The sequence below is a fragment of the Methylocapsa acidiphila B2 genome, from assembly GCF_000427445.1.
GTDB classification, from domain to species: domain Bacteria; phylum Pseudomonadota; class Alphaproteobacteria; order Rhizobiales; family Beijerinckiaceae; genus Methylocapsa; species Methylocapsa acidiphila.
Map to the genome: position 1 here is coordinate 252,638 of NZ_KE386496.1, position 11,833 is coordinate 264,470.

Below are 11,833 nucleotides of genomic sequence, written 5' to 3' on the forward strand. Positions count from 1 at the left end.
CCGCCGGTCTTGCGAGAGCCGAGCGCGGGATTCGTAGCGATGGTCAAACCCTGCGCCGGCCATGAGCGTCAGGCTCCCTGCGGCTTCAAAAGGCTGCGGACCTCGGCGATGATCGCATCTACGGTGATGCCGAATTTCTCGTAAAGTTCGCCGGCAGGCGCGCTCGCGCCGAAGGACGACATACCGACGAAGCGGTCGTCTGGCCCGAGAAAAGCGTCCCATCCTTGGCGGATCGCGGCCTCGATCCCGACGCGCGGCGCGCCGCCGAGGACGCTTTTGCGGTATTCCGGAGACTGCGCGGCGAAAAGCTCGAAGCAGGGGGCGGAGACGACCGCCGCCTTGACCCCTTCGCCGGCGAGCCGCTTCGCGGCCTCGACCGCGAGCTGGACCTCCGAGCCTGTCCCGAGAAGCGTAACGTCCCGGCCGCCGACCGGTTCCTCGAGCACATAGGCGCCCTTCTGGGACAGGTTCTCGCGTCTATGCGCGCGCCGCAGGATCGGCAGGTTCTGGCGAGAAAGCGCGATCGCCGAGGGCGCCTTTTCGCTCTCGAGCGCAAGCTCCCACGCCTCGGCCGTCTCGACCGCGTCGGCCGGGCGAAACACGAGAAGGTTGGGGATGGCGCGCAAGGAGGCGAGATGCTCGACGGGCTGATGCGTCGGCCCGTCCTCGCCGAGGCCGATCGAATCATGGGTAAGTACATGGATGACCCTCAGGCCCATCAGCGCGGCGAGCCGGATCGCGGGCCGGCTATAATCGGCGAAGACCAGAAAAGTCCCGCCATAGGGAATGAAGCCGCCATGCAGCGCGAGCCCGTTCATGGCCGCAGCCATGCCGAATTCGCGCACGCCATAATGAATATAGCGACCGGAGAAGTCCTCCGACGTCACGCTTTTCATATCGGCGGCCTTGGTGTTGTTGGAGCCGGTGAGATCGGCCGATCCGCCGATCAGATTAGGCTGCGCCGGGCTCAGCCGATCGAGCAGCTTTTGCGACGAGACCCGCGTCGCCTGCGCCGCGCCGCCCTCGCTCGCCGCCTGCTTGAACGCCTCGACGGCGGCGGACGCCTCGGGTCTGATCGCGCCGGAAAGGTCGAGGTCATATCGGGCGCGGATTTCGGGGGCTAGCTCGGCGTAGCGCGCGAGCCAGGCCTGATGCTCCGACGCGGCGCGCTCGGCCGCCTCGCTCCAGGCCGTCCTTATGTTGGCTGGAACCTCAAAGGGCTCGCTGGTCCAGCCCAAGCGGGCGCGCGCGCCGGCAATCTCTTCCTTGCCGAGCGCGGCGCCATGGACCGCATGGGTCCCGGCCTTGGTCGGCGCGCCGAACCCGATCACGGTCTTGCAGGCGATGAGAACCGGCCGGTCGGATCGGCGCGCGGCGTCGATCGCGGCGGCGACGGCCTCCGGGTCATGGCCGTCGACGCGCGACGCCGTCCATCCGGCCGCCTCGAAACGCGCGAGCTGATCGACCGAGTCCGCGAGCGAGACCTTGCCGTCGATGGTGATGCCGTTGTCGTCCCAAAGCACGATCAGCTTGGAGAGCCCGAGATGGCCGGCGAGGGCGATCGCCTCATGGCTGACCCCTTCCATCAGGCAGCCGTCGCCCGCGATCACATAAGTGTAATGGTCGACGATCTCGCCGCCATAGCGGGCCGCCAGCAGCTTCTCGGCCAGCGCCAGGCCAACGGCCGCCGCGAGCCCTTGTCCGAGCGGGCCGGTCGTGGTCTCGACGCCCTGCGTGTGGCCATATTCGGGATGGCCCGGCGTCTTGGAATCGAGCTGGCGAAAGCGCTCGAGCTCCTCCCGCGTCACGCCCGGATAGCCGAGGAGATGGAGCAGGGCGTAAAGCAGCATCGAGCCGTGGCCGGCCGAGAGAACGAAACGGTCGCGGTCATGCCAGGCGGGATCGGCCGGATCGAATTTCAGGAATTGCGTGAAAAGGACGGTCGCGACGTCGGCCATGCCCATGGGCATGCCGGGATGGCCGCAGGTGGCCTTCTCGACCGCGTCCATGGCGAGAAACCGCAGGGAATTGGCCATTTCGGCATGGGTCGCGCTCTTGGAGACTCTGGCGAGCATGTTCATGTCAAGGTTCCGTCAGCTTGTTCGCCGCCGCCGCTCAACGAGCTGCAGGATGAAGGGTGTCAGGATCAGCTGCATCGCGAGATCGAGCTTGTTGCCTGGAATGACGATCGAGTTCGCGCGCGACATGAAACTGTCGCGGATCATGGAATGCAGATAGGGAAAATCGATGCCGCGGGGCTTGCTGAACCTGATGATCACCATCGATTCGTCGGCCGTTGGAATCCAGCGGGCGGCGAAAGGGTTCGACGTGTCGACCGTGGGCACGCGCTGAAAGTTTATGTCCGTCTCTGTAAATTGCGGGCAAATATAGTTAATGTAATCGGGCATCCGCCGCAAGATCGTATCCGTCACCGCCTCCATCGAGTAGCCGCGCGCTGAGCGGTCGCGATGGATCTTTTGAATCCATTCGAGATTGATGACCGGGACGACGCCGATCTTGAGATCGGCATATTTCGCGATATTCACCTGCTCGTTGACGAGAGCGCCGTGCAGACCCTCATAGAAGAGAATCTCGGTCTTCTCCGGCAAAGGCGCCCAATCGGTGAAGGTGCCGGGCGGGGCGCCGTAAATCTCCGCCTCCTCTTCGTCATGGACATAATGGCGGCTCATCGCGGTGCCGGTTTGGCCGTAGGTCCGAAAGACGTTCTCGAGTTCCTCGAGCAGATTGGCGGGCGGACCGAAATGGCTGAAATTCTGATTTCCCTTGGCTTCCTCCCGCTCCATGACATTGCGCATCTCGATGCGGTCATAGCGATGGAAGGCGTCGCCCTCGATGAAGGCGGCCTCCACGCGCTCGCGGCGAAAGATCTGCTCGAACGTGCGCTTGACGGAAGTCGTTCCCGCGCCGGACGAGCCGGTCACCGAGATGATCGGATATTTGGCTGACATGACGCTTCTTTATCTAAACCACGATGATGATGGCATCGTGATCGGTTCCGATAAATTGGAGCGAAACGCGGAACAAAAGGCGCTCGGCGCCTCGCAAGGGCTGCATGCAAGCTCCGGATCGCGACGATCTCGGACCCTGTTGGTCCAAGATCTTCGTGATGATTTCAATCATTCAAGGCGGGGAGCGGGGGCGACGCAGGCCCCCGCCTTCCTCATCCTGCTCCAGATCAATATGTTGGAGCATGTTCCGGTAGAAAAAGTCGCTCAGCTCTTTCGGATCACGCTCTAGAGACGCATCAGGCCGCGCTTGCCGAACAGGGGCGCGCGTTCGGCGGAAAATTGCGGGTCCTTGTGATAGCGGGCGACGAGTTCGACCTGGTTCGAAGAGCCGAACACAAGCGGCGTGCGCGCATGAACCGAGGCCGGGACCACGTCGAGAATCGGCTCAAGGCAGTCGATCGCTCGGCCCGCGGCCCTTTCCACGATCAAGGCGATGGGATTGGCCTCGTAGATGAGGCGCAGCCGCCCCTCGGCATAGCCAGGCCTATGGTCGCCGGGATACAGGAAGACGCCGCCGCGCAGCAGGATGCGATAGGCTTCGGCGACGAGCGAGGCCACCCAGCGCATGTTGTAATTGCGCTTCAGCGGTCCCTCGGCGCCCTGGACGCAATCGTCGATATAGGCGCGGACGGCGGGTTCCCAATGGCGATAATTCGAGGAATTGATCGCATATTCATTGGAATCGGCCGGAATTCTCACCTCCGGGACGGCCAGGTGAAAGCGTCCGTCGCGCCGGTCCAGGGTGAAGATCTGGGTCGCGCCGTCGCCGAGCGCGAAGACGAGAGACGTTTGCGGCCCATAGATCACGAAGCCGCCGGCGATCTGCGCCCGCCCGGGCTGCAGGAAATGCGCATCCGCGCTGGCCGCGTCCGGGAGCGCCGGCAGAATCGAGAAGATCGTTCCGATCGAGACATTGGCGTCGATCATCGAGGAGCCGTCGAGCGGGTCCATTGCGACGGCGAGCGGCCCCGCCGGGTCGAGCGGCAAGGCGTCTTTCAGCTCTTCGGACGCGACGGCGGCGACGGGCGCGCGCCGGAAGGCCTCTACGAACAAGTCATTGGCAAGTATGTCGAGCTCCTTTTGGACGTCGCCATCCGCGTTCGCGCTCCCGCGGCTCGCGCCGAGGCGTCCATAGAGCTGGCCGAGGCCGATCAGGTCGGCCAATGCGATCGCCGCGACGGCGATCTCGCGCAGCGTTTTCGCGGCCGGCGCCAAGCGGCCCTCAGCGGCGACAGCGCGCTCCAGAAAGGCGTCCAGGTTCAAGGTCCCCTCGGTGCTCGCCATGTGCGTCCTTCTTGGTTTGCATGCGCGGCGAACATCGCCCAAAGCATTAAAAATTAAAAGTGAATAATATTCGGACGGCGCGGAAAGCAATTTCGGCTTCGGGACGTCGCTCGCGCTTCGATCTGGGCGGGGCAAAGAGATCGGCCGTCGCAATGATCCGCGCCAATGGCGCGCCGCTCAGCTTATCTCCTTATAGTTGTGTAATAACAGCTTTACGACCTGAAATTGAGATTCGGAGAGGACAGGTCAGTGAGCCTCCTCTGAGGCGGCTTTCCTGGTCTTGAGCGCGCCGAGGAGGAATTCGCCCGCCGCGCTCACGCTCTCGTCGTCGATCGCATGACCGAGCTTCGGCCGGGCGATCGCCGTAACGGGCGCTTGCGCGGCTTCGAGCGCGGCCCGCGCCATGTCCAACGCCGTGAACGGCACGACCGCATCGGCCTCGCCATGGACGAGGAGAACCGGCGGCCGGCTCCGGATTTCCGCGTTGAGCGCCTCCGCGCCATGAAGCGCGCCGGAAAAGGCGACGATCGCGCCGATCCGCTCCTTCCGCCGCAGGCCCGCATGCAAGGCCAGCGTCGCGCCTTGAGAGAAGCCGACAAGAGCCAGATGGCTCGGTTCGAGCCGCCGCCGCGCCATTAACTCGTCCAGCGCCCGATCGAGCATGTCTGCCGCCGCCCGCAATGCGGCGAGCATTGTCTCCGGCGACTCAACGTCGAACCATTGCCGCCCCCTCGGCGCCGGATCGCAGGGAAAAGGCGCGTTGAGGGCGAGAAATTCCGCTTTGGGTAGGATTGGCTGCCAATTGAGGGCGAGGTCGATTATGTCGTCCCCATTGGCGCCGCGGCCATGCAACAAAACGACAAGATAGACAGCCTTGCCGCAAGAGAGGGGCGCGCAGCTTGGCCCTTCGAGATCAATCGCCATTGACATTTCCTTTGCGTTCTTCGCGGAGTTTCCGCCTGCGCTCGGCGGAAGCGCGTCAATGGATAGCTCCGACGCCGGAGATCGAGCGGGACGAACAATGGCGGACAATCCAGCATAGCGCGTGCCGCCTGCTCTCATTCGACGGGGACGATCTCATCGAGGTTTTGGCGCGGAAGATTCTAGGTGAGCCGACCTAGGATCATCGCGATCGGACGACCGCTCTGATCGACAAATAGGCTCGACTTTTTGAACTGGGAGCGATTTCTTATCGACGGAACGAGTCTCGTTATTCCATAGGCTGACGTTTTGCGACGCATGATGTCTCTCACTCGATCGATTCGGGCCGAATGTTAAGGATAGCTGATGAGCGAAGCCTATTCCGCCGCACTCACTTTGCTCATGCTTTCGGCGGTCTGCGCCGGTGCGGCGCGGGGACAGGAGCCGCCGAAGGATTTCGTCCGGCTGGCCGATCTTGCGCCGGGGATCAAGCAGGACATTCGCTACGCCGGCGCGGACAATTTCATGGGCCGTCCCGTGCCCGGCTATGTCGCGCCGCAATGCTGGCTGCGCCGCGAGGTGGCCGAAGCGCTCGCCGCCGCGCAGCGGGAGGCGGAGCAGGACGGCCTTGGCCTCATCGTCTATGATTGTTATCGGCCGCAAAAGGCGACTAAGGCTTTCATAGCCTGGGCTCAGGACTCGTCCGATCAGGCCATGAAGCCGATCTATTACCCGAATGTGGACAAGACGGCGCTTTTCGAGCTCGGCTATATCGCCAAGGCCTCCGCCCATTCGACCGGCCTCGCCGTGGACTTAGGCATAGTAGGCCTCGATTTCGGCACGCCCTTCGATCTCTTCGACGCGGCTTCTGCGACTGATAATCCAGATATCGAAGCCGCCGCCAGGGCCAATCGCGTCAAGCTCTTCGCGCTCATGCAGCGGCACGGCTTCTCCAATCTGCCGCAGGAATGGTGGCATTTCGCCCTTGAAGGCGTGAAGGACGCGCCGCCGTGGGACTTTGACGTCAAGGAGTGACCTCGAATTCGGGCTGAGACCGATGTGGCAAGCGCTCCATCATCTATTCGTCGCGACCGCGGGCAAGGGCCTTTACGAGATCACCCGCGACACAGCGGATTTCGTGCGCGGGCGAAACATCTCGACCGGGCTCCTGACGATCTTTTGCCGACATACCTCCGCGTCGCTCCTGATCCAGGAGAACGCCGACCCGGACGTGCGCGCCGATCTCCAGACCTTCTTCGAGGCGCTGGCGCCGGAGGATCGCGGCCGCTACGTCCATGCGACGGAGGGGCCAGACGACATGCCGGCCCATATCCGAGCGGCGCTGACTCAGGCGCAGCTCGCGATTCCAGTCGAATCGGGTCGACTCGTCCTCGGCGCCTGGCAAGGCGTTTATCTCTTCGAACACAGGCGCGAGCCGCATCGGCGGGAAATTGTGCTGCATCTCTTCGGCGAATAAGCCTCCAAGACGCCTGCAAGCGTCTCACTCCGGGCCGGCGAGCTCCGCGAGCGATGCCGAGATCGTCCCGACCTCCGGCCATTCGAGCTTCAAAGGCTGCTCCGCGCCCTCGAGCAGCAGGCCGTCCGGCGTCACCTTGGCCGAGAAGTCGAGATCGCTCGCGATCGGGCTCATGTAGACTTCATCGACCTTGCTCTTGCCGTTGCGCACGGCGGCGAGCGCGCGGGACAGCGTTCGCGCTTCTTGCAGCGTGAAATCGAAGCTGCGGCCGTCAGAGAGCGCGAGCCGGAGCATGGCGCCGAGGCCCCGATGGGTTGCTTGAATCACCGAGCTCTTGCTCATGGGCTTGCGTCCAATGTCGGAGGGATAGGAACATGTGCTCGACGGGCGGCCGGGGCGAAGCCGTTCTCACGTCTCGGATCGGTTGGAGCGGCTCCGCGCTTTCTCTTCGACCCAAGTCGAGACCGTGTCGATGAGCCGGATCGCCCCCGGCAGGCGCCCATAGGCGTCGCGTTGGGCCTCCGTCTTCGGTTCGAGCGTGCGCCACCATTCGATCAATTGCTTGACGAGAGCCCGCGCCGATGAGTCGCCCGGCCCGACGATCAGAGAAGCGACGCCAAAGCTCCGCTCGACGTCCCGGAGGCAGGTCAGGACATAGGTTCGATCTTCTGCGCTGAAGGGCAGCGGACCCTCGGGCGCGCGACGCACCATCCGCAGCTCGCTCAGCTCTGGAATATAGTCTTTCATAACTGCCGCGCCTTCATTCCCCGGTCAGGCCCGGCTCGGCGTGCGAAGGCCTTGTTCGAGCCGCTCGGCCGCTCGTGCAAAGGCGTCGGCCTTGCGGCGAAGACCGGCTGCGAGATCTACGGCGATGGCGCTTTCCGCGAGAGCGTCTGGCGCGGCGCCCAATGCGGTCTCCCAATCTGGGCCATGGAGGAGCTCGGCGGCTTCCAAAACATGCGTGCGCCATTGATCCGGCGCCGCGCGCGCCGCCGTGCTCGCGACCCCGGAGCCGATCGCGGCCGGCTCGTCCAGTTCCTGCGCGGCGTCCGCGAGCCGCGCTATTTCCGGCAGCACAGCGCGAAGCGCCTCCGCGCTCGAAAAAGGCAGGAGCCATGACCGCTTGTTTGCGCGCCACTTGGCTTTCGGCATCCAGCGCAACAGGCGGTTCAGCGCCTCGCTATAGCCGGTCGCGATAACGATTCCTTCGTCGACGATTCGCACCCAAGGCGTGGGCGGAAAAGGATTGGAGGCAAGGGCCTCTCGGGCGGCTCGCTCGGCGTCTATTTCAGGCGGCATGATGGGCTCTTGCCGAAGGCTCAGGGGCGTCGACATGGAATGTGCGATGCCCAGACAAGCAAGAGTTGCGCCGCCAGCCGCGCAAGCCGGAACGGCGCCATTCCTGCGTGAAAAAGTCGAATTCCCAAGGCATTCATGTTAGTGGTTGGAGGGGAGTACGGCCATGACGAAAGCAGCTTCCGTCTCGGCGGCGATTCTCGTCATCGGCGATGAGATCCTGTCGGGGCGCACAAAGGACAAGAACATCGGCTATATCGCCGATTATCTCGCCAAGATCGGCATTGATCTTCGCGAAGCGCGCGTCGTGGGCGACGTCAAGAGCGAAATCGTGGCCGCGGTCAACGCGCTCCGTTCCCGCTATGACTATCTGTTCACGACCGGAGGGATCGGGCCGACGCATGACGACATCACCGCCGACGCTGTGGCGGCGGCGTTCGGCGTCGATATTATCGAGGATCCACGCGCCATCGCGCTCTTGCTGGAGCGGATCGCGCCGGAAGAGCTCAACGAGGCGCGCCGGCGCATGGCGCGCATTCCGCGCGGCGCCGCGCTGGTCGAGAATAGAATATCGAAGGCGCCGGGATTTTGGATCGGCAATGTCGTCGTGATGGCCGGGGTGCCCGCGATCATGCAATCCATGCTGGATCATGTCGCGCCGCGGCTCGCGACGGGCGTGCGCATCGTGGCGCAAACCATTCCGGCCCGCGGTCTGCGCGAGGGCGATTACGCAGCTGCTCTCGGCGATGTCGCAGCCGCGAATCCGGAGCTGTCGATCGGCTCCTATCCCTCGTTCCGCGATGGCGGATTCCATAATGAAATCGTCGTTCGCGGACGCGATGCGGCGCGGGTCGGCGAGATAGCGGCGGCTATCGACGCAATGCTTTCGCGCCTCTCCGAGCGGCGGCGCGAGGAAATATGACGACGACGCCCGGAGCTAAGACGCCTTTCGTGGAAAAGGCCTTTCACGTCTCCTGGGATCAGTTCCATCGCGACGCGCGGGCCTTGGCCTGGCGTCTGAACGGCTCCGCGCCATTCACCGGCGTCGTGGCGATCACCCGGGGAGGCCTCGTGCCGGCCGCGATCGTGGCGCGCGAGCTCGACATGCGGATTATCGACACGTTCTGCGTTGCAAGCTATGTCGCGGAGAGCGTTCGGTCGGAAGTCCGAGTGTTGAAAAACGTGTCGCCGGAGCTGGGCCGGACCGAGGGAGAAGGATTGCTCGTCGTCGACGATCTCGTCGACACGGGCGCGACGATCATGGTTGTCCGCGCCCTGCTGCCGAAGGCGCATGTCGCGACCGTTTACGCCAAGCCGCTCGGGCGGCCGCTCGTCGACACATTCATCACCGAGGTCTCGCAGGACACCTGGATCTATTTTCCATGGGACCTCGGCTTGAGCTTCCAGGCGCCGATCGCCGGCTCGGAACGCGGCTGACGTTCCTTCGCTCGAAACGCGAACCCCTTCGCGTCTTATCGTCGCCTGCGCTCCGCGAGAGCGGTCGCGTGGCCGGGCCTAGTTCATCCGTCCGCTCATCGCTTGGCTTTGTCCTTCCGTCGACGCCCCAGCGAGCCGCGGCGGCGCAATTTTGATGTCGACGGTGCGACGCAAGCGCCGCCAACCGATGACGACCGAACTCAGCGCCAAAACCAGTCCGAGGCTAATCCAGATCGTGATCCAGACGATCCAAACCGCATGCTGATGAAGCCAGCCGAAGTCCCAATGATGCAAAGCGACGTAGAGCCATCGATAAGCGCGCCGGCTTGAATCGATCTTTGTGACCAGACGTCCATCCTGCGGATCGATGTAAAGAGACGTATGCGCGCTGTCCGAAAGATCGATGCGCATGACCGGAAGCGGTCTGTCGAGGGCGCCTTGTCGCCGGTTCGGATAATAGTAGGAATCATAATTCGTCAGTAGCGCTTGGCCGGCTATGGCTTGCTCGCCGGCCAAGCGCTGCGCGGCGGCGAGAAGCGCATCCTTGTCGAGGCCGACGTCGCTCACGTCGAGCGCGATCCGACGTCCGCTGCGGTCATAGGCCAGCAGTTGCGCCTGATCGCCGAGGTGGCTCCAGCCGATCTCGACCACGCTTTCCCTCAATTCCGGCGAAAGCTCCGGCGCATGCGCGGCAATGGTCGAGGGCCAATCGCCGCCGCGGAATCGCGCAAGCTCCTCGGGACTCGCGGTGGGCTCCGAAAATATCTGCATCGGATTTGTCGATAGAGCGCCGCTGAAGGCCCAAAGCACGGCGAAGGCGCCGCCGATGAGGCCGGCCCAAAAATGATAGCGCAACCAAAACTCTCGATAGGGCTGCGTGCGGCCTCCGGAATAAGTGCGTCCGCCAAAAAAGCCGGGCTTCCAGCGGAGCCAGCCGATCACAATGCCCGTGGCGCCCGCGACGAAAGCGAAAAGGCCGCACCAGAAAAGCGTGTTGCGACGCAGGTCGCCGGCGCGAAGGAAATCGAGCGGACGAAAGAGATGAATAAAATTGCCCGCATAATAGAGGCTGCGCCGCCACAGCGTGCTGACTTGCAGAACTTCGCCCGTCTTCGCGGAGACGATCAATTCGGAACCGAAACCATCGTCGACGGCGAAGCGATGAAACGGCTTGTATGCTTGATGGTTGCGCAATGCCGACGAAGCGTCGAACGTATCGACATAGCTTACGGCCAGCGGCGCCTTGCCGGAAGTAGAGTCCGCCGCCAGCCAGCGCCGGGCGATGCGCATGGCGTCGTCAACGGAATAGGATCGGATATCCCCATCAATCGCGGACGCCGCGAAACGCTCGCCCGAAGCATCCTCGAGCAGCCACACCGGTTCGTCGTCCACGCGGGCGAGGCGGCTGTTGACGATTTCCTGCCGAGCGTCGTGCACGACTGCGCCGAGCGCCTCGCCGAAGGAAAGCCATGAATTCTCCGGGTGCAAAATTTGCGCGTGCGAGAGGCGGTCTTCAGGCGTCGTGAGGAGGGAGGAGGAATAGGCGATGATGAGACCGGAGGAAAGCCACAGAAGCATAAAAGACGCGAGCGCGACGCCGACCCAGCGATGCGTGAGGTAAAGGAGCCGAATCATGGGATTATCCGAAAATCATTGGCGTTAAGTCGATCATTCGTCGCAGCTCGATCCCTTAGACGGCCCCAGCCCATGAGGCGTGATCCGAGGAAATTACTATATATCTATAGATTAAATAGAAATATGTGCAAGCGCAAGAACTTGCCAAAAATGGACGAATGTCCAGGCTCCGGCCCGAGATGCGTTTCCCTAGCCATTGGGGCTAGACGTCGCGCATTTGGAGAGGTCGTCCGCAGGGCGCTTTGGCGTCAGCGATCGCTGAAACAGGCCCCTATTTTCGTGCAGGTGCGCCTCTTTTATGAGCGGTGCGAGCGCGATGAGCTTTGGGCATATTTTGTAACGGCGATCATGCAAGGGCGACGAGGCGAGATTGCAGGAGGTCGATTTTGGCGCGCCCATACATTTGACGCTTCGCAAGTTTCCGTCTGCAGATCTGTCCCTCGACCTGGTCGTTGGACCACGGGGACGCGATCGCGGCAGCGACGGCGGCTCAGTTCTTCATCGCGCCGTTTGCAAGCGCAGCGACAAGGCCACCCTTGGCTCGGTCATTCCAGGCGTCGAGTTCGGTTGTTGCCTTGCGTCTGATCATGTCGTCAAACTCGACGATCAAATCGCGCGTCTCAGTGACGAGTAAAACGCCGCTTTCGATCGCGACGACCGTCATGGTCTCCACTTTCGTCAGATGGTCGCGACTCGTCGTCAACAATGGCGCGATTGTTCGAGCCGCTGGCGCGGCAGGCAGTTGCTGTTGCAT

At 63.2% G+C, this 11,833-nt stretch carries 14 protein-coding genes; 5 read left to right on the forward strand and 9 right to left on the reverse strand.

The features are described from left to right. Nucleotides 1–68: 68 nt before the first annotated feature. Entirely contained in the window at nucleotides 69–2,081 is a 2,013-nt protein-coding gene (gene tkt / locus METAC_RS0102350) for a transketolase (protein ID WP_036255223.1), read from the reverse strand. A gap of 12 nt (nucleotides 2,082–2,093) precedes the next feature. Then, nucleotides 2,094–2,969: a phosphoribulokinase gene (locus METAC_RS0102355; RefSeq protein WP_026605801.1), complete on the reverse strand. Its 876-nt coding sequence runs from the start codon at nucleotides 2,967–2,969 to the stop codon at nucleotides 2,094–2,096. On the opposite strand from METAC_RS0102355, the gene METAC_RS0102360 reads away from it, so the two are divergent. Beyond that, nucleotides 2,968–3,258, forward strand: a complete 291-nt coding sequence (locus tag METAC_RS0102360) for a hypothetical protein (protein ID WP_026605802.1) — start codon at nucleotides 2,968–2,970, stop codon at nucleotides 3,256–3,258. The two genes, METAC_RS0102355 and METAC_RS0102360, sit on opposite strands and share 2 nt — an antisense overlap. Here METAC_RS0102360 and METAC_RS0102365 read toward each other — a convergent pair. Together METAC_RS0102365 and METAC_RS21950 are read right to left on the reverse strand one after the other, a co-directional pair. Then, nucleotides 3,255–4,313: a class 1 fructose-bisphosphatase gene (locus METAC_RS0102365; RefSeq protein WP_026605803.1), complete on the reverse strand. Its 1,059-nt coding sequence runs from the start codon at nucleotides 4,311–4,313 to the stop codon at nucleotides 3,255–3,257. The two genes, METAC_RS0102360 and METAC_RS0102365, sit on opposite strands and share 4 nt — an antisense overlap. Before the next feature lie 246 nt (nucleotides 4,314–4,559). Beyond that, entirely contained in the window at nucleotides 4,560–5,237 is a 678-nt protein-coding gene (locus METAC_RS21950; protein WP_051335311.1) for an alpha/beta hydrolase, read from the reverse strand. 363 nt (nucleotides 5,238–5,600) lie between these two features. Between METAC_RS21950 and METAC_RS0102380 the strand changes: the two genes are divergently transcribed. Beyond that, a complete protein-coding gene (locus METAC_RS0102380; RefSeq protein WP_026605805.1) occupies nucleotides 5,601–6,269 on the forward strand; it encodes a M15 family metallopeptidase in 669 nt (222 codons plus the stop codon). Between the two features lie 22 nt (nucleotides 6,270–6,291). Continuing rightward, nucleotides 6,292–6,711 (forward strand): secondary thiamine-phosphate synthase enzyme YjbQ, encoded by a 420-nt coding sequence (locus METAC_RS0102385; RefSeq protein ID WP_026605806.1) that lies wholly within the window; start codon nucleotides 6,292–6,294, stop codon nucleotides 6,709–6,711. A gap of 24 nt (nucleotides 6,712–6,735) precedes the next feature. On the opposite strand, the gene METAC_RS0102390 is transcribed toward METAC_RS0102385, so the two are convergent. From METAC_RS0102390 to METAC_RS21955, 3 genes are all read right to left on the reverse strand, one after another. Continuing rightward, the gene (locus METAC_RS0102390) at nucleotides 6,736–7,053 is read right to left on the reverse strand and encodes a hypothetical protein (RefSeq protein ID WP_026605807.1); all 318 of its coding nucleotides are present in this window, start codon (nucleotides 7,051–7,053) and stop codon (nucleotides 6,736–6,738) included. A gap of 66 nt (nucleotides 7,054–7,119) precedes the next feature. Then, entirely contained in the window at nucleotides 7,120–7,458 is a 339-nt protein-coding gene (locus METAC_RS0102395; RefSeq protein ID WP_026605808.1) for a hypothetical protein, read from the reverse strand. 24 nt (nucleotides 7,459–7,482) lie between these two features. Continuing rightward, nucleotides 7,483–8,010 carry a hypothetical protein gene (locus METAC_RS21955; protein WP_156898077.1) on the reverse strand — a complete coding sequence of 176 codons (528 nt, stop codon included), beginning with the start codon at nucleotides 8,008–8,010 and terminating at the stop codon, nucleotides 7,483–7,485. A 163-nt stretch (nucleotides 8,011–8,173) separates the two neighbouring features. Between METAC_RS21955 and METAC_RS0102405 the strand changes: the two genes are divergently transcribed. Both METAC_RS0102405 and gpt read left to right on the forward strand, forming a co-directional pair. After that, nucleotides 8,174–8,929, forward strand: coding sequence for a competence/damage-inducible protein A (locus tag METAC_RS0102405; protein WP_026605809.1), 756 nt, complete (start codon nucleotides 8,174–8,176; stop codon nucleotides 8,927–8,929). Continuing rightward, the gene (gpt, locus tag METAC_RS0102410) at nucleotides 8,926–9,444 is read left to right on the forward strand and encodes a xanthine phosphoribosyltransferase (protein WP_051335313.1); all 519 of its coding nucleotides are present in this window, start codon (nucleotides 8,926–8,928) and stop codon (nucleotides 9,442–9,444) included. The genes METAC_RS0102405 and gpt overlap by 4 nt, the downstream gene beginning before the upstream one ends. A gap of 78 nt (nucleotides 9,445–9,522) precedes the next feature. Here gpt and METAC_RS21960 read toward each other — a convergent pair whose 3' ends face one another. Together METAC_RS21960 and METAC_RS24985 are read right to left on the reverse strand one after the other, a co-directional pair. Continuing rightward, nucleotides 9,523–11,079: a PepSY domain-containing protein gene (locus METAC_RS21960; protein WP_051335314.1), complete on the reverse strand. Its 1,557-nt coding sequence runs from the start codon at nucleotides 11,077–11,079 to the stop codon at nucleotides 9,523–9,525. Between the two features lie 490 nt (nucleotides 11,080–11,569). Next, on the reverse strand, nucleotides 11,570–11,782 hold the full coding sequence (locus METAC_RS24985) for a hypothetical protein (protein WP_156898078.1): 213 nt from the start codon (nucleotides 11,780–11,782) through the stop codon (nucleotides 11,570–11,572). Nucleotides 11,783–11,833: the final 51 nt, after the last annotated feature.